We start from the raw sequence: 16,675 nt of genomic DNA, 5'->3' as shown, positions 1-16,675 counted from the left end.
GACTTTACCATGATAGCCAGCCAGCCGAGATTGTCGTCACCAAAATATGGAGAGTGACGATGCGTGTCTTCGTAACAGGCGCAACAGGCAATATCGGCTCGCGCGTGGTGGTTGATCTGATCGCCGCCGGTCATCAGGTGATCGGCCTTTGCCGATCTGATGAAAAAGCCCCGGCCCTCGCGGCGACAGGTGCTGAAGTCTATCGGGGGTCGATTGCGGACCCGAACAGCCTGAAGGAAGGTGCCGCCCGGTCGGATGGCGTGATCCACCTGGCCTTCAATCACGATTTTTCGCGCTTCGTGCAGAACTGCGAGGATGACCGCGTCGTCATCCAGACGCTGGGCTCGGTGCTGGCCGGTTCGGATCGGCCACTGGTCATCACCTCGGGAACGCCGATCGCCAACACGGTTCCGGGCGAGCCCGCGAGGGAAGGCAATCCGATCGTCAGCTCGGCCCATCATCCGCGCGCAGCTTCCGAAGAAGCGGCCGCGGCTGTGGCGGCGAGTGGCGTCAACGTCTCCGTCGTGCGTCTTCCGCAGGTCCATGATCCGGTGACGCAGGGCCTCATCACCAACGCGATCGCGGCCTATCGCGCCAGGGGCGTCTGCTTTTATATCGGGGACGGCCTCAACCGGTGGCCGGCGGCCCATGTCGTCGATGTCGCGCGGCTCTACCGGCTGGCAATCGAACGAGCGGAGCCGAACGCAAAATATCATGCGGTCGCAGAGGAGGGCGTGTCGACGCGCTCGATCGCGACGACGATCGGAGAGCGGCTCGGCCTGCCGACGCAGTCCGTCCCGGTCGAAGAGGCTGCCGACTATTTCGGCTGGCTCGCCTCGCTGGCTGGTCTCGATATGCCCGCCTCAAGCGCCTGGACACGTCAGACGCTCGGCTGGGAGCCGACAGGTCCAAGCCTCATTGCGGATCTGGAAGCCCTGGAACTGCCGGCCGCCTGACGCGCGGTGGGGCGCCTTCGCGGACCGGGAACCCAGGCTCACGCCTTCCATGTTCGGTCGAGCAGGTCGAGCCAGTTGTCCCGTGCGATGCGGGCTATGAGCGCTTCGCCATAGCCCGCGGCCCGCAGTCGTTCCCAGAGCGCGGGCAGTTTCGAGACGTCGGAGAGCGGCGCCGGCACCACGGCGCCGTCATAGTCGGAGCCAATCGCGACGCCCGTTTCGCCGAGCCGCGCGATCAGGGCGTCGAGATGGCGCAGCATCACATCGAGCGTCGTATCCGCGACCATGCGTCCATCGGGCCTCAGGAAGGCCGTGGCGAAATTGAGCCCGACGACTCCGCCGCGCTCGCGGATGGCGTCGAGCTGGCGGTCCGTCAGGTTGCGCGACACCGGCGCGATCGCATGGACATTGGAATGGGTCGCGACGAGCGGCGCATCGGAGATCGCGGCAACGTCCCAGAAGCCCTGTTCGGTGATGTGGGAGAGGTCGATGAGGATGCCAAGGCGATTGCAGGTCCGAACGAGCGCGCCGCCGAGATCCGTCAGTCCGGGGCCTGTATCGGGCAAGGACGGATAGCGCATGGGAACGCCATGGCCGAAGCGGTTGTGACGGCTCCACACGGGTCCGATCGATCGGAGACCGGCGGCGTGCAGGATGTCGAGCATTTCGAGATCGGAGCCGATCGCCTCGGCCCCTTCGATATGCATCACCGCCGCAAGTGCGCCGCGCCGCATCGCCGCACGGATTTCGCTGACGGTCCGGCAGACGGCGAGGCTGCCTTCCGACGCACGCTCGAGGCGAAACAGGATCGACGCCATTGCGAGTGTCGGTGCCTGGCCCTCGGCGATCGAGAGCGGGTCTGGCAACGGCAGGTCGTAGTTGTCGCCAGCCATGGCGTCCATGAAGTCGGCGGCCATCGGCGAGGGCGGGAAGATCGCGAAGAGACCGCCGGCAAACCCGCCGGCCCGTGCGCGCGGAAGGTCGATATGGCCGATGTCGGTTCCGTCCAGGAAACCGCGGATTCCGGCCTCGCCGCCCTGATTGTAGAGGCGGAGGAGAACGTCGTTATGGCCGTCGAAGACGGCAACGGGCTGGGGCGACATGGAAGGTCTCAGCGCGGAAGAGTCGGGGACAGGCGCAACACGTCATCGAGCGGCTTTCGCTGCGAGCGCGGCACCTTGAAGCGCTCGGGCATATGGCCGAAGCCGATCATGGTGATGACCAGCTCGTCGTCGGGAATACCGACAAAGGCGCGCATGGCGCGATCGATGTCCTCTGTCGTGCTCCAGTTCAGCATGCAGGCACCGAGCCCTTCGGCGTGAAAACCGAGCGTCAGCGTCATCGCGAACATGCCGCCATCGATCCAGCCCTGATAGCGCTCGCCGACCGTGTACCAGTGGCGGAGGTCACTGGTGACGATCGCGAGGCCGCCGAGTTGCTCGCCAAAGCCGCGATGGCCCTGCTGGAAGGCAAGGACGCGGGCGATATCCTCTTTGTCCGTGAAGGCGTAGACGCGGCAGGTCTGGCGGTTGCAGCTCGACGGCGTCTGCTGCGCGGCCCTGACGGCGCGCTCGATGACGTCAGGCGCGACGGGACGGTCGGCATACTGGCGCACGCTGTGGCGCGCATCCATGAAATCGAGGAAGTCCATCGAGGACCGCTGGCGGATCTCGTCGGCGAGCACGTCCTCGGTCCCGCCGAGAAGTTCGGCGCGCGCCGCCTCTACCCGTCGCTCGATGCCCGCGATCCTTTCGGCAAGCGCGCCGATGCCGCCACCGTTATCCCTGTTGAAGGCGGCATAGGCGACGAGCGCCTTGACCGCGATCTCGGCGCTCGCATCGAGGCCGTGATCGTTGATGTAGCGGGTCGCCTCGTCGCAGAGTTCGGCGACCCTCGGCATGCCGAACCCCGGCCGTGGATCGCGGAGAGACAGGCCGTGCTCGACCATATGCGCGAGCAGATGAATATGCGCCTTTCGGTTTTCCCGGCTGCTCGGGCCGTTCAGGAACGATGCGCGCGTGAAGCGGCGATAGTCATAGGCATAATTGCGCAGGAGTGAGGCCGAGCGGCGGATGCGGGGAACGATGTCGGCAAAGGTTTTGGCTGGACGAGGGGGCATGAGCGAGACGGCCACGATCTCTGGAGGGGATAGGGGTGCGAGGCGACCGGGACGGCCGTCGTCGGTGTTGAGGTTTCCCCTCCGCTTCGCCCCTGTCAAACCGCCCGCCACGGCTTTCCTGCCCAGAAAAACAACACGGCGTAAAACGCAGGCAGTCGCATTCGCCGGAAACCGCAATGAAATCAATTGCCGCCTTGGGTATTTCCTACCCTAACGGGTAGGTGGGCGACAGAAAGTTGCGCGGACCTACCCTCCGAATCAGTTTCGTACCTATCTCGCTGGACGCTTGGTCCGTCGCCGCGCTGGTGCCACCGTTTGGCAATCGAGATGACGAACGAGGCTGCCATGGGCGCTCCAGTCGACGTGCGGGTTCTCTCCCCGATCACCACCAAGGGCTTCCGGAGACCTTCCGATCTGAAGGCGCTCGAATATGACGGCATCGTCGTCAGCTACAGCCAGATCGATCAGGGCCCGGCGTCCATCGAAAGCGAATACGAGATCGCCATGTCCGTGCCCGGCACGATCGCCAGGGCGATCGAGGCCGAACGCGAGGGTGCCGATGCGATCGTGATCGACTGCATGGGCGATCCCGGCCTGCGCGCCGTTCGGGAGGTCGTTTCGATCCCGGTGCTCGGGCCTGCCGAGACGGCCATGCATGTCGCGGCGATGCTGGGGCATCGCTTCAGCGTCGTGACGGTGATGCGGCGCCTTCGGGCGCAGTTCGAGAATGAAGCCGCCATCTATGGCCTATCGACCAAGATGGCCTCGGTGCGCCATGTCGACATCCCCGTCCTGGCGCTGGAAGACGATCTCGTGGAAACGCGGGCGCGCCTCGTCGAACAGGCGCTTCTCGCGGTTGAGGCCGATGGAGCGGAGGCAGTCATCTTCGGCTGCACCGGGCTCCTTGGCTGTGCGGCCGCCGTCAGGGACGGGCTGCTGGCCCGTGGCATCGACATTCCCGTCATCGACCCGATCCCGACCGCGGTTTCCATCGCGGCGGCACTGGCGCGCGTCGGTCTCAGCCAGAGCAAGCTGACCTATCCCGCGCCACCCGTGAAGGAGATGCTCGGCTACGACATCGTCCTGCCATCCGCGATCGCCGCCGAATGACCAGCGTGGCCGGGCAGGGAGGCGACACACGATGAGCGTCACCGGAGGAAGGATCGCGCTGCGTCGGCCGGCCTTCTCGGTCGCCGAAGCCTTTGGCGGCTTTCGCCTCTGGTGGCTCGTTCTGCCGGCCTTTCTGTTCTTCCTGGCGTTCTTCCTGGTCCCGCTTGTCTCGCTGCTGGCCATCTCGTTCAACAAGACGGTGCCCGGCGTCGTAACCCTGACGACGGCGTTCACCCTCGACAATTTCGAGCGGATCTTCACGCGCTCGATCTACTATTCGTCGATTCTGCGCTCCATCGGGATCGGGATCGTCGTCGCCGCCATCGCGCTGATCCTCGGCTATCCGCTGGCCTATCTGATCGCCAAGACTGAGCATCCCGGCCGCAACACGCTGCTGATGATCCTGGTGCTGTCCTCGATGCAGCTCGACATGGTCATCCGGATGTATGGGCTGATGGTGCTGATGGGCGATACGGGTCTCATCAACAGCGCGCTCATCTGGGCAGGCCTGATCCATGAGCCGCTGCCGCTGATGTACAACACGTTTGGCGTGGTGGTCGGCCTTGTGCAGGTGACGCTGCCCTTCATGGTGCTGTCGCTGATCGGCATCATCCGCGCCATCCATCCCTCGCTGGAGGAAGCGGCGCGAAGCCTCGGCGCGAGCAGGGCAGAGGCATTCCGCAAGGTCGTTCTGCCGCTCTCGATGCCGGGCATTCTCGCCGGATCGCTGCTCGTCTTCGCGCTGTCGATCAGCTCCTATGTCGTGCCGGCGCTGATGGGCGGTTGGAAAGTCATGGTGCTGCCGATCCACATCTACCAGCAGATCGCCGAGTCCGGCCGCTGGCAGTTTGGCGCCGCCGTCGCCGCCGTGCTGTTCGTGACCAGCCTTATCGCCGTCTTCGTCTATCACCGCGCCGCGGTCTGGACCTCGGGAGGGCGCACCTGATGCGCGACGAGGCCCCCGTTTCCCCGGTTTTCAAGGCCGTGGCGATGCTGACGCTGGTCTTGCTGCTGCTGCCGGTCGTGATCGTCGTCCTCGCCGGGCTCAATGCCGGCGAGTATCTGACCTTCCCGCCCAAGGGACTGTCGCTGCGCTGGGTCACGGCATTTCTCGGCTCGGCGACCTTCATGTCCGCCTATATCTACAGCTTCGTGCTGGCGCTGGTGTCGACGTTGATCTCGACCGTGCTCGGCACGCTCGCCTCGCTCTACCTGTCGCGCTCGCGTAGCGGTGCGGCCGCGGCGCTGCGCGGCTTCTTTATGCTGCCGGTCGTCTTGCCGGGCGTCGTTCTCGGCCTCGCGCTCTACATCTTCTATGTCACGACCGATATCGGCCTTGCCCGCACCTTTGCCGGGCTGCTGATCGGTCATGTGCTGGTCACCTGCCCCTTCGTGATCGCCACCGTCACCGCCTCGATGGTCGGTTTCGATCTCTCGCTGGAGGAGGCCGCACGCAGCCTTGGCGCCTCGCCCTGGACGGCGTTTCGCAAGATCACGCTGCGCCTCATCGCGCCGGGCATCTCCGCTGGTGCGATCTTCGCCTTCATCGTGTCCTTCGGCCAGTTTGAGACCACTCTATTCCTGACCGTGCCGAACCACGAGCCGCTGCCGATGGCGATGTACATCTCGCTTCGCTACAAATTCGAGCCCACCGCGGCCGCGGCCGGCATCTTCGCCATCGCTCTCGTTGCCCTTTCGACCGTCGTCTCGTCGCGACTGGTCAGCCTCCGGCGCGTCTTCCGCGCCTGATCGCAAGCTCCGCCGCGCCCGCCGGAGCGGTCGCGGTCCATACCGAAAAAGGACAGGGAAAGAATGACCAGCAGCAGCGAAAGGCGCGGGGCTACCCGCCGTGGATTCCTGAAGGGCACGGCCGGCCTTGCGGCCATGGGCGCCGGCGTCAACCTCTTCAACATCAACCATGCCTGGTCGGCCGACGCCGTCTATGAGGGCGGCGTCTTCGACGCTGGCGGCGCGACGCTCAACATCGCGGAATGGGGCGGCTTCTGGGAGGAGATCGTCCGCAAGGAAATGCTCGACGCGTTCGAGAAGGACTTCAACTGCAAGATCGTCTACGAGAGCTCCTTCCCGTGGTTCCCGAAATTCGTCGCGGGCGGCCCGGAAAAGCCGCCCTTCGCGATCGCCAACTGGAACTATGGCGAGATGTTCAAGACCGCGGCGGCGGGCGATTTCTTCACGCCGCTGGATGAGGTCATCGAGAATCTTCCGAACGCCAAGAATATCTGGCCGTTCGCGACGGCAACCGGCGTCGGCGTGACGTGGAGCTATACACGCTACTGCTATGCCTATCGCACCGATCTCGTCGATCCGCCGATCAAGACGTTCAAGGATTTCTGGGAAGAGAAGTTCGCAGGTAAGCGCGGCACCTATGTGACGTCGAACGGCCTGCAGATGGACTTCTTCATCGCGGCCTGCGCGCTGTTCGGCAAGGATCAATATGATCTCGCCGCCGGCTATGAGGCCATGAAGCAGGCCATGCCGATGAAGATCTCCGATTTCACCGGCAACATGCAGACACTGCTTGAGCGCGGCGAGGTCATCGTGGCCGTCCAGCATGATGCCGAGGTGTACCAGATGATGGACAAGGGCATCAAAGTCGCACCCTATCTCTGGGAAGAGAAGAAGCCGATCCTCACCCAGACCAAGACGATCAGTAAGTATCTGGAGCCCGTGCAGAAGAAGCTCGCTTATGCGCTCCTCAATCTCACGCTGGATCCGAAGCTTCAGTCTGTGATGTGCGAGAAGTTCTACCAGCGCCCCGTCAACAAGGATGTGGTCGTCACGCCGAACCTCGCTTCGAAGGGCGTCACCAATACCGCTGACTCGACGGCTGGCTACTGGACGCCGGATTGGAAGAGCTACAACGAGAACGAGGCCGACATCGTCGAGACCGTCAACGGCATCTTCGCCGGCTGATCGCACCCGAAAATCGATCCCGGAACCGGAAGAGCCATGTCCGACATCCGCCTTGTGAACCTCACCAAGAGTTATGGCGAGGGGAACGCCGTCTCCGAGGTCAATCTCGAAATCGGGGAGGGGGAGTTCTTCTCCCTTCTCGGCCCGTCCGGCTGCGGCAAGTCGACGACGCTGCGCATGATCGCGGGCTTCATCCGCCCGACTTCGGGTCAGATCTTCGTCGGCCGCGACGACATCACGGCATTGCCGCCCGAAAGGCGGGATATCGGCATCGTCTTCCAGAACTACGCGATCTTCCCGCATATGAATGTCGCGGAAAACATCGCTTTCGGCCTGAAGCTCCGGAAGATGCCGAAGGCCGAGATTGCCCGCCGTGTCGAGGCGGCGCTGAAGCAGGTTGGCCTTGTCGGCTATGACGATCGCTACCAGCGCCAGCTTTCCGGCGGCGAGCAGCAGCGCGTGGCGCTCGCCCGCGTGCTCGTCACCGAGCCGCGCATCCTCCTCCTCGACGAGCCCTTGTCGGCGCTCGACAAGGGCCTCCGGGAGGAAATGAAGTTCTGGATCAAGGATCTCCAGAAAAAGCTGCGCATCACGACCGTCTATGTGACGCATGATCAGGACGAGGCGCTGACGATGTCCGATCGCATTGGCGTCATGTCGAAATCGCGCATCGTGCAGATCGGCACGCCGCAGGACATCTATGAGCGGCCGAAGACGCTGTTCGTGACATCCTTTATTGGCCATTCCAACGTCATGGACGTGACGGTGGCGCGCCGCGATGGCGACATGGTCGTCGTCTCGCTCGACGGCCACGAGATGAGCGCCCGCGGCGCGGCCGACCTCCAGCCCGGAACCCAGGCAAAGCTGGTGGTGCGGCCGGAGAACATCCTGATGGGCGCCGCGCTCGGCGAAACGGGGCCGCGCCTCGCGGCCACCGTTCTCAGCGAGACCTATCAGGGCGCGATCGTCCGCTATCGCCTCAAGCGCGGCAGCCAGGAGATCGTCGCCGAGCGACAGAACCAGGCGCATGTCGAGCGTTTCGCGCCGGGCACCGAAATCACGATCGGCTGGGACCCTGGCTGGTCCGAAGCCCTCACAGCCTGATCGTTCCAAGCAGAAACTCAAAACGAAGGTTCGCATCCATGCGCATCGGCATCGACGTCGGCGGCACCAATACCGACGCCGCCCTCATGGACGGCATCACCGTCAAGGGCGCCTGCAAGACGCCCACCACCGCCGACGTCAGCTCCGGCATCATCGCCGTGCTGAAGGAAGTGCTCAGGATGACGGGGGTTGCCGCTTCCGAGATCCAGGCCGTCATGATCGGCACGACGCATTTCACCAATGCCGTCGTCGAGCGAAAGCGCTTGCTCGAGGTCGCCGCCATCCGTCTCGGACTGCCGGCGACCCGGGCGCTGCCGCCGATGACGGACTGGCCAAACGATCTTGCGACCACGCTCGGCCGCCACACCTTCATGGTCCATGGCGGCCATGAATTCGACGGCCGCGAGATCGCGCCGCTCGACGAGAAGGAGATCCTGCGCATTGCGGGCGAGATCAAGGCACGAGGCATTCGGACCGCCTCGGTTACCTCGGTCTTCTCGCCCGTCACGCCCGTGATGGAGCAGCGCGCGGCCGAGATCCTGCTCAATGAGGTTCCGGGCCTGGCGATCTCGCTCAGCCATGAAATCGGCCGCGTCGGCTTTCTGGAGCGCGAGAACGCCTCGATCATGAATGCCTGCCTCGCCGATCTCTCGGCGAAGGTCGTCAGCTCGTTCCGCAGCGCGCTCAAGGAACTCGCCATCGAGGCGCCGTTCTTCATCAGCCAGAATGACGGGACTCTGATGACGCCGGATTATGTCGAGCGTTATCCGGTGCTGACCTTCGCCTCGGGGCCGACCAATTCGATGCGCGGCGCTGCCATGTTGGCCGGGCGCAAGGAGGCGATGGTGGTCGATATCGGCGGTACCACCTCCGATGTCGGCATGCTGATGCAGGGCTTTCCGCGCGAATCCGCCGTTGCTGTCGATATCGGTGGCGTCCGGACCAATTTCCGCATGCCGGACGTGCTGGCGGTCGGACTTGGCGGCGGCTCGCTCGTCCGCGACGATGGCGCGCGCATCGGGCCGGATTCGGTCGGCTACGAGATCACCTCGAAGGCGCTCGTCTTCGGCGGCGACACGCTGACGACGACCGACATCATCGTCGCGGCCGGCCTTGAGGATATCGGCGATCGGGCGCGTGTCGCCCATGTCCCGGCCAAGACCATTGCTACCGCGCTCGACACAATCCATCGCATGGTCGACGAGGCGGTCGACAGGATGAAGACCAGCGCCGAGCCCTTGCCCGTCATTCTGGTCGGCGGCGGCTCGATCCTCGTTTCGCGCCAGCTGCCGTCGGCCTCTGAGGTGATCCGCCCGGAAAACGCCTCCGTCGCGAATGCCATCGGCGCGGCCATCGCGCAGGTCGGCGGCGAAGTCGACCGCATCTTCTCGCTCGAGGGGACCTCGCGCGACGTGGTGCTGGATGGCGCCAAGGCCGAGGCCGCGGACCGCGCCACCAAGGCCGGCGCCGATCCATCGACGGTGAAGATCGTCGACATCGAGGAGGTGCCTCTCGCTTATCTGCCCGGCAGCGCGACGCGTATTCGCGTCAAGGCGGTCGGCGATCTGGTCATGGCGTGAGGCGGCCATGAAGCTCACATCCGAAGACCTGCACGATCTCGCCATCGGTGCCGCCTTTCTCGGCACGGGCGGCGGCGGCAACCCCTATGTCGGGCGGCTGATGGTTCAGCGCTGCCTCGACGAGGGGCTGACGGTCGATGTCATCGATCCGTCCGAACTCGCTGATGATGCTCTCGTAATCCCAACTGCCATGATGGGCGCGCCGACGGTTCTCATCGAGAAGCTGCCGAGCGGCGAGGAGGCGATCGGTTCGCTTCGTGCGCTCGAACGCTATCTCGGACGCAAGGCGGATGCGACGATGCCGATCGAGATCGGCGGGATCAATTCGACGATCCCGCTCGTCGTCGGCGCCCGGCTCGGACTGCCGATCGTCGATGCGGACGGCATGGGCCGCGCCTTTCCCGAACTGCAGATGGAGACGTTTGGGGTCTACGGCATATCGGGCAGCCCGATGGTCGTGACCGACGAGTATGGAGACTCCACGCTGCTGAACGGCGCCGACAACAAACAGATGGAATGGTTGTCGCGCATGGTGGCGATCCGCATGGGCGGCTGCGCCTATATCGCCGAATATTCCATGTCCGGCGCGGATGTGAAGCGCACTGCCGTGCCCAATACCATGACGCTCGCCATGCGCATCGGCCGTTGCCTGCGCGAGGCGAAAGCCAATCACGAGAGCCCGTTCGACGCGCTGCTGCGGCTGCTGCCGCAGACACTCTACAATCACGGCCGTATCATCTTCACCGGCAAGATCGTCGATGTCGCACGCGAAACGCGCAACGGCTTCTCGATCGGGCGGGCGCGGATCGATGGTCTCGGCCCATGGCGCGGCACGATGGAGATCGAGATCCAGAACGAGAACCTGATCGCCCGTGTCGACGGCAAGGTCAGGGCCATCGTTCCCGATCTCATCTGCATCATGGACAGCGAGAGCGCCGAGCCGATCACCACCGAAAACCTGCGCTACGGCCAGCGCGTCACGGTCGTCGCAGTCGCTGTGCCCGCGATGATGCGGACCCCCGCAGCGCTCGACGTCTTCGGACCGCGCTGTTTCGGCCTCGACGAACCCTTCACGCCCATCGAGACGATGACCTGACCATGCGCACGCATATCACCCTGGACGATCTCGACGACCTCGCGGTCGGTGCCGCCATTCTCGGCACTGGCGGTGGCGGCGACCCCTATATGGGCAAGCTGATGACCCGCGCGGCGATCGAGGCGCATGGACCTGTGCGGCTGATCCCGCTCGACGAACTGCCGGACGCCTTCAATATTGTCGCCTGCGGGGCGATGGGCGCGCCGACGATCCTGATCGAGAAGCTGCCGAGCGGCGAGGAGATGGGCCGCGCGCTCGACCTCTATGAGCGCTATACCGGCCGCACGCTCGACGCGCTGATCCCCTTTGAGGCTGGCGGGATCAATTCGACGATCCCGCTGATGGCGGCGGCGAAGCGAGGGCTCCCGGTCGTCGATGCCGACGGCATGGGGCGCGCCTTCCCGCAGCTCGAGATGGAGACGTTCAACGTCTATGGCGTGCCGGCCGCGCCCGTGGCAATCGCCGACGAGCGCGGCAATACCGGTATCCTCGAGGTCAAGTCTGCGGCGAAGTCCGAATGGATCGCGCGCGGCCTGACGATCCGCATGGGCGGCCAGTCCTTCATCGCCAATTACGGCATGGACGGCGCCACCTGCCGCCGCGTTTCCGTACCCGGCACGGTATCGTTGGCGCTCGGCATCGGACGCACGATGCGCGAAGCCAAGGCCCAGCATCGCGACGGTCTCGAAAGCCTCATCGAATTCTTTGCCGGGACGCATTACGAGGAGGCGAAGGTTGTCGGCTCCGGCAAGGTTGTCGATGTGTCCCGCCGCGTTCAAAATGGCTGGTCGGTCGGTATCGTGACGATCGAGCCGTTCCGCCGCGGCGAGGAGCCGATCCGCATCCAGATCCAGAACGAGAACCTCGTCGCCGAGCAGGCTGGTGAAATCCTCGCCATCGTGCCCGATCTCATCTCGCTGCTCGATGTCGATACCGGCGAGGCGATCACCACCGAACGCCTGCGCTACGGCCAGCGCGTCAATATCCTCGCCGTGCGCGTTCCCCCGATCATGCGCACGCCCGAGGCGCTTGACGTGTTCGGCCCGAAGGCCTTCGGTCTTGATCACGCCTATCGCCCGCTCGGACTTTTGCCACAGCGCTGAGACCGGCGTGAAACTTGCTTGGGAGGACCGACGGACGCGGCTCACGCGAAGCCTGAGAGGTGCATCTGGGTCATGGCGGTTCTGCCCTTCGTCGATCGGATCGACGTGCTGCCGAGACGCTTCGGCAGGCCGCGTGGCGCGCATGACGTCATCGAGCGGTCGTTCCTCGTCGATCGGCTGCGCAATGGCCTTGCTGGGCAGATCATCCTGCTGCGTGCGCCGCCTGGCTTCGGCAAGAGCGAACTCCTTGCTGCCGTCCAGGCGCGATGCGACACGGCGCAGGATCGCTTCTCATGGCTGACCCTGTCTCACGAGGACTCCGATCCAGCCGTATTCCTCGACAATTTCGCTGCCGCTCTCGGCCTTGATACGGCGCCCGCCCAGCGTCTCGGGCTGGAGCGGGCGCGGCAATTGCTGCTGAGCCGGCTGGTCGCAGAAGGCGGACGCCCCGTCGTCATCCTCGATGAATTCCAAGTCGCCGAGGGCGAAGCGTTCTCGGCCTTCTGCAATGCGCTGTTCCGCCAATTGCCGGAGCCGTTGCGCATCATCATCTCGACCCACCGCCGACCCGAATTGTCGTTGTCGCGCATTCGGCTCAAGGGTCTCCTGACCGAGATACTCGCCGACGAACTTGCCTTCACGCGGTCGGAGATGCGGCGCCTCGTCGGCAAGGCGCTTTCGAACGAGGAGTTCGAGACTTTCGCCGAGGTGACCGGCGGCTGGCCGGCTTTGGTCAGCCTTGCCGTACCGCTGTTGAACGGCACGGCGAGCCCCGAGGTGCGCGCTGAACTGATCGCAGGCACCCATCGCCTCTACCGCGATTTCGTGCTCGAAGAGGTCGCGCCGCAGATCCCGCCGGACATGCGGGAGGCGCTGACGGTCTGCTCCATCCTGGCCGACTTCCCGCTCGATCTGGCCGCCCATCTTTCTGGCGTCGACGTGGCGCCGCGATCGCTGAGGGACCTTGAGGATTTCGCGCCGATCCTCGTTCCCGTCAGCCAGCGACCAGGCTGGCTGCGCCTTCATCCGGTGGTTCGCGCCACCTTCGCGGCGCATCTGCAATCGCTCCCGCCCGAACGGGTGGCGGCGCTGCACGGAAGGGCGGCTGCGTGGTTCGCCGAGCGTGGCCATCTTGAAAAGGCCGTCAGTCACGCATCGCGCGCCGGTGATTTTGCGCTCGCCGCGGAGGCGATCCGGCAGGCCGGCGGCGTCAGCATCTTCCTGAAGGCCGGGCATTCGGTGCTGGCGGGGGTGATCGACAACATCCCGACGGATGTTATCCACCGCTCGCCGAGCCTGAAGCTCTCTTATGCATTGGTCCTCGCCAAGCAGGGTCGGGTCCAGCAGGCGCGCGCCATCATCGTCGACCTGCGCAACGCAGCGGAATCTGGGCAGCGATCACCTTTCCTCGCCATCCCCATCTCGGCGCTCGATCACATCGAGGGGCTGATCAATGTCTATAACGACCGCAATTCCGATGCGGTCGAGATCGAGCGGCTAGAAGGGATTGCCGGTCGTCTTGGTCCGGCGGAGACCTTCGGCCGGGGCTGGATCTACAATCATCTGTGCATCGCCTACACTGTCAGCGGCGATCTCGAGGCCGCCCGTACCAACGCCTTGAAATCGCTGGCCTGCTACCGCGAGGAAAAGTCCTCCTACGGGCAGATCTTCATGCTCATCCATATGAGCCTCGTGGCGATGCTGGCCGGTAGACCGGCGACGGCCATCATGTTTGGCCGCGAAGCCGAAGAGCTGTGCCAGCGCCATCAATGGAGCGACCGCAACCTGATCGCGATCGCCCATATCCCGCTTGCCGAGGCGCTCTACCACCAGACGCAATGGGAAGCTGCCGAGGCCATGATGCGCGAGGGCATGCCCTTTCTTGCGCGCGGCGAAGGCTGGGTCGATCTGTTCGTGCGCGGCTACGGCACGCTCGCCCGCTGCCAGCTTGCTAAGGCCGGCATCGAGGCGGCCTTGGCGGTGATCGACCGCGCGGAAGAGGTGGCCGTCGAGCGTGCGCTGCCCCGGTTGCGACTTGCCGTCGACATCATCCGTATCGAGCTGATGACGCGCGCCGGGCTGCTCGAATCTGCGCTGCACATCGTCGAACACCTGCCGCCGATCGACGACGAGGGGGTGTGGCCGACCTGGCGGGAATGGAGCGACGCCTCCGTCGCGCTGGCGCGCATCTTCCTGCGCACCGAACGGGCAGAAGAAGCGCTGCGGCTGTTGGCGCGGCTCGACCAACGCTCGCGCGAGCACGACCGCGGCTATCATCATCTGGTCGGCAGGGTGGTGTCGATCGAAGCCTTCTGGGCCGCGGGCCGGCTTGAAGAAGCGCGCGGCGCCTTGCTTGCCGCCATCGCCTTGGCACGGCCGCAGGACTGGTTGCAGGTGTTTCTCGACGAGGGATTGCCGCTATCGCAGGCGGTGCGCGGCATCGTGCGCCGCTTCGGTCTGTCGACATTCAGCCCCAAGACGTCGGAATTTGTCAGTCGCATCGCCGGCGCCTGGCAGCAGGGCGGTCCTGCGCGGCCGAAGAGCGAACGGGACGGGCTTCTCAGCGCCCGCGAGCGCGAAGTGCTGGACCTGCTCGCCGGCGACGCTACCAACAAGGAGATTGCCCGCGACCTCGGCCTCAGCGAAGCGACCGTCAAGTTTCACCTGAAGAATCTCTACGCCAAGCTCGGCGTCAGCCGGCGCAATCTGGCGATATCAGTCGCGCGGCAGACCGGCATGATCGAAGGCGCCTGAAAGACGCCGCGCCGGTCGCGCCGGCAGATCAAGCTGGAGTGGCCAAGGCCTTCATCCGCTGCAGTTCGAGCAGGGGCGGCGTCGCGGCGATCTGTTCTGCCGAAAGCATGTCCCATCTGATGCCACGCGGGCGGGTCGCGCGCTTCACCTCGAGGAAGCGGGTCGGCGTCGCGATGGTGTCGACAAGGATGTCGGTTTCGCTTGGGTGAAGCTTTTCCTCGACGACCTGGACGTCATGTACCATCGCCGCCACCGGAGTGGCTTCGTCGACGATGCCGACTTCGGTGAACATGCCCCATTCAAGATCGAAGAAGCCATGGCCCTTGCCGAAGCGCACGCCATCCAGCGAAACCGCAGAGGCGCCCGTCACCATGAAATCGAAGCGGCCGCGCTTGGCGATTTCGGCCAGCGAGATCGGCCTGCCGAAATGCTCGAGCCCATCCAGCCAGGCGGCAAAGAGGGCCTGGCCGGGCGGGACCATCGAAGGTTCGAGCAGGTAGAAGCCGCGGTAGATGCCATAGGTCGAAACGACGAGAGTCTTGCCGGCTTCGAGCATGCGGCGACGCAGGTCGACGAGACCATTGTCCGGGGTGACGAAGGCGTAGCTGCCTTTCTGGTAGAAGGGCTGCGCGACGAGCCGGTCGGTGGCGCTCTCGCTGCCCTCGAAATCGGGGATCACCTCAGAGAAATTGAGATGAAAGCGCGAATCCGGCTTGGCGACCGGACGCAGCTTTTCCCAGATCCGCTCGCGAACGATCCTCGCCCTGCTCATCGTCACTCCCTTTTACCGATTCATGGCCATTGATCGCGAAACTCTAGTTCGCCGCGCGATTTGCCGTCATGACGAAAGAATGTGCAGGTCGACCCAAAATCTAGGGCACCGCTTCCTCAGGACATCGTCTGTTGGCGCCTCGACTCTATCAGACGCGGTGATATGAATCGGGATAACCGATGGACACGCCGCCAGGAAACGCCCGCTCTTGACCCGTAATTTTCTGACACTCGACGCCGCCGAAAGCCATGCGGCCGTTCGGGTGCTGTCATCGCCTGCGCGCATCGATATTCTGCGCCTTCTGCATGCAGAGGGTCCGATGAACGTCAACGAGATCAGCGCGGCACTCGGCTTGCCGCAATCGACCGTGGCGACCAGCGTGCAAGCGTTGGAACAGGCCGATCTGATCGACACCAAAACCGTCAAGGCGCGCAAGGGCCACCAGAAGATCTGCTCCGCCCGCTATGCGGAGATCGTGATCCGGTTCGACCGCGAGGTGAAGGCCCCCGACGACGAGGCCATCGAGGTATCGATGCCGATCGGGCTCTACACGAGCTGCGCCGTCGAGGCGCCATGCGGCCTCTGTTCGACGGAGGGCGTGATCGGCATGCTGGACGTTCCGAATTACTTCCTTGATCCGAGCCGCATGCAGGCCGGTCTGATCTGGTTCGGCCGCGGCTTCGTCGAATACAAATTCCCGAACAATGCGCGCCTGCTCAACGACAAGATCGGCGCGGTCGAATTCTCGATGGAACTGTCGTCGGAAGTGCCAGGCACCAATCCCGACTGGCCGTCGGATATCACGCTCTGGGTCAATAATATCGCCGTCGGCACATGGACGTCGCCGGGCGATTACGGCGACAAGCGCGGGCTGTTGACGCCGCGCTGGTGGAAGCTCGAAGGCTCGCAATATGGCACGCTGAAGACGTGGACCATCTCCGAACGCGGCACCTTCATCGATGATATCAAGATCTCTGATATAAACATCGCGGATCTCGATATGAACAGCCATCACTCGATCCGTCTTCGGGTCGGCATCGCCGAGGACGCAAGAAATCCCGGCGGAATCAATATCTTCGGCCGAGGTTTTGGCAATTTTGATCAGGATATCGTCATGCGGATCTATCGGACGCCGGCCTGACATTGC

14 protein-coding genes are annotated in these 16,675 nt (G+C 64.4%); 11 read left to right on the top strand and 3 right to left on the bottom strand.

Annotated features, from left to right (window positions below; all coding sequences use genetic code 11):
* Positions 1 to 59 precede the first annotated feature (59 nt).
* Positions 60 to 956: an SDR family oxidoreductase gene (locus BUB39_RS14925; protein ID WP_073054773.1), complete on the top strand. Its 897-nt coding sequence runs from the start codon at positions 60 to 62 to the stop codon at positions 954 to 956.
* A gap of 38 nt (positions 957 to 994) precedes the next feature.
* Here BUB39_RS14925 and BUB39_RS14920 read toward each other — a convergent pair whose 3' ends face one another.
* Together BUB39_RS14920 and BUB39_RS14915 are read right to left on the bottom strand one after the other, a co-directional pair.
* Positions 995 to 2,059 (bottom strand): dipeptidase, encoded by a 1,065-nt coding sequence (locus BUB39_RS14920; RefSeq protein WP_073054771.1) that lies wholly within the window; start codon positions 2,057 to 2,059, stop codon positions 995 to 997.
* A gap of 8 nt (positions 2,060 to 2,067) precedes the next feature.
* The gene (locus BUB39_RS14915) at positions 2,068 to 3,075 is read right to left on the bottom strand and encodes a nitroreductase family protein (RefSeq protein WP_073055592.1); all 1,008 of its coding nucleotides are present in this window, start codon (positions 3,073 to 3,075) and stop codon (positions 2,068 to 2,070) included.
* Positions 3,076 to 3,420: 345 nt separating this feature from the next.
* Here BUB39_RS14915 and BUB39_RS14910 point away from each other — a divergent pair, with 345 nt between their 5' ends.
* From BUB39_RS14910 to BUB39_RS14870, 9 genes are all read left to right on the top strand, one after another.
* The gene (locus BUB39_RS14910; RefSeq protein WP_073054769.1) at positions 3,421 to 4,185 is read left to right on the top strand and encodes an aspartate/glutamate racemase family protein; all 765 of its coding nucleotides are present in this window, start codon (positions 3,421 to 3,423) and stop codon (positions 4,183 to 4,185) included.
* A gap of 31 nt (positions 4,186 to 4,216) precedes the next feature.
* Positions 4,217 to 5,131 (top strand): ABC transporter permease, encoded by a 915-nt coding sequence (locus tag BUB39_RS14905; RefSeq protein WP_084527417.1) that lies wholly within the window; start codon positions 4,217 to 4,219, stop codon positions 5,129 to 5,131.
* Positions 5,131 to 5,934 carry an ABC transporter permease gene (locus tag BUB39_RS14900; protein ID WP_073054767.1) on the top strand — a complete coding sequence of 268 codons (804 nt, stop codon included), beginning with the start codon at positions 5,131 to 5,133 and terminating at the stop codon, positions 5,932 to 5,934. Before BUB39_RS14905 ends, BUB39_RS14900 begins: the two co-directional genes overlap by 1 nt.
* A gap of 63 nt (positions 5,935 to 5,997) precedes the next feature.
* On the top strand, positions 5,998 to 7,119 hold the full coding sequence (locus BUB39_RS14895) for an ABC transporter substrate-binding protein (protein WP_073054765.1): 1,122 nt from the start codon (positions 5,998 to 6,000) through the stop codon (positions 7,117 to 7,119).
* Positions 7,120 to 7,155: 36 nt separating this feature from the next.
* Positions 7,156 to 8,223 (top strand): ABC transporter ATP-binding protein, encoded by a 1,068-nt coding sequence (locus BUB39_RS14890; protein ID WP_073054763.1) that lies wholly within the window; start codon positions 7,156 to 7,158, stop codon positions 8,221 to 8,223.
* A gap of 38 nt (positions 8,224 to 8,261) precedes the next feature.
* Complete coding sequence (locus BUB39_RS14885) at positions 8,262 to 9,803, top strand: hydantoinase/oxoprolinase family protein (protein ID WP_073054761.1); 1,542 nt, start codon at positions 8,262 to 8,264, stop codon at positions 9,801 to 9,803.
* 7 nt (positions 9,804 to 9,810) lie between these two features.
* Positions 9,811 to 10,899, top strand: coding sequence for an S-methyl thiohydantoin desulfurase family protein (locus tag BUB39_RS14880; protein WP_073054759.1), 1,089 nt, complete (start codon positions 9,811 to 9,813; stop codon positions 10,897 to 10,899).
* A 2-nt stretch (positions 10,900 to 10,901) separates the two neighbouring features.
* Positions 10,902 to 12,002, top strand: a complete 1,101-nt coding sequence (locus tag BUB39_RS14875; protein WP_073054757.1) for an S-methyl thiohydantoin desulfurase family protein — start codon at positions 10,902 to 10,904, stop codon at positions 12,000 to 12,002.
* A gap of 72 nt (positions 12,003 to 12,074) precedes the next feature.
* On the top strand, positions 12,075 to 14,756 hold the full coding sequence (locus BUB39_RS14870; protein ID WP_084527415.1) for a LuxR C-terminal-related transcriptional regulator: 2,682 nt from the start codon (positions 12,075 to 12,077) through the stop codon (positions 14,754 to 14,756).
* A 28-nt stretch (positions 14,757 to 14,784) separates the two neighbouring features.
* On the opposite strand, the gene BUB39_RS14865 is transcribed toward BUB39_RS14870, so the two are convergent.
* Positions 14,785 to 15,528, bottom strand: coding sequence for a 5-formyltetrahydrofolate cyclo-ligase (locus BUB39_RS14865; protein WP_073054755.1), 744 nt, complete (start codon positions 15,526 to 15,528; stop codon positions 14,785 to 14,787).
* A gap of 208 nt (positions 15,529 to 15,736) precedes the next feature.
* Between BUB39_RS14865 and BUB39_RS14860 the strand changes: the two genes are divergently transcribed.
* On the top strand, positions 15,737 to 16,669 hold the full coding sequence (locus tag BUB39_RS14860; RefSeq protein ID WP_073054753.1) for an ArsR/SmtB family transcription factor: 933 nt from the start codon (positions 15,737 to 15,739) through the stop codon (positions 16,667 to 16,669).
* Positions 16,670 to 16,675 lie beyond the last annotated feature (6 nt).

Origin of the sequence: Kaistia soli DSM 19436, from assembly GCF_900129325.1 — a bacterium.
GTDB classification, from domain to species: domain Bacteria; phylum Pseudomonadota; class Alphaproteobacteria; order Rhizobiales; family Kaistiaceae; genus Kaistia; species Kaistia soli.
Note: the sequence above shows the minus strand (reverse complement) of the source record. Positions and strands in the feature narration are given on the sequence as shown.

Bases quoted from the DNA above. Each gene is read 5' to 3' on its own strand.
- BUB39_RS14925 (WP_073054773.1), top strand. From the start codon at position 60: ATGCGTGTCTTCGTAACAGGCGCAACAGGCAATATCGGCTCGCGCGTG.
- BUB39_RS14920 (WP_073054771.1), bottom strand. From the start codon at position 2,059: ATGTCGCCCCAGCCCGTTGCCGTCTTCGACGGCCATAACGACGTTCTC.
- BUB39_RS14915 (WP_073055592.1), bottom strand. From the start codon at position 3,075: ATGCCCCCTCGTCCAGCCAAAACCTTTGCCGACATCGTTCCCCGCATC.
- BUB39_RS14910 (WP_073054769.1), top strand. From the start codon at position 3,421: ATGGGCGCTCCAGTCGACGTGCGGGTTCTCTCCCCGATCACCACCAAG.
- BUB39_RS14905 (WP_084527417.1), top strand. From the start codon at position 4,217: ATGAGCGTCACCGGAGGAAGGATCGCGCTGCGTCGGCCGGCCTTCTCG.
- BUB39_RS14900 (WP_073054767.1), top strand. From the start codon at position 5,131: ATGCGCGACGAGGCCCCCGTTTCCCCGGTTTTCAAGGCCGTGGCGATG.
- BUB39_RS14895 (WP_073054765.1), top strand. From the start codon at position 5,998: ATGACCAGCAGCAGCGAAAGGCGCGGGGCTACCCGCCGTGGATTCCTG.
- BUB39_RS14890 (WP_073054763.1), top strand. From the start codon at position 7,156: ATGTCCGACATCCGCCTTGTGAACCTCACCAAGAGTTATGGCGAGGGG.
- BUB39_RS14885 (WP_073054761.1), top strand. From the start codon at position 8,262: ATGCGCATCGGCATCGACGTCGGCGGCACCAATACCGACGCCGCCCTC.
- BUB39_RS14880 (WP_073054759.1), top strand. From the start codon at position 9,811: ATGAAGCTCACATCCGAAGACCTGCACGATCTCGCCATCGGTGCCGCC.
- BUB39_RS14875 (WP_073054757.1), top strand. From the start codon at position 10,902: ATGCGCACGCATATCACCCTGGACGATCTCGACGACCTCGCGGTCGGT.
- BUB39_RS14870 (WP_084527415.1), top strand. From the start codon at position 12,075: ATGGCGGTTCTGCCCTTCGTCGATCGGATCGACGTGCTGCCGAGACGC.
- BUB39_RS14865 (WP_073054755.1), bottom strand. From the start codon at position 15,528: ATGAGCAGGGCGAGGATCGTTCGCGAGCGGATCTGGGAAAAGCTGCGT.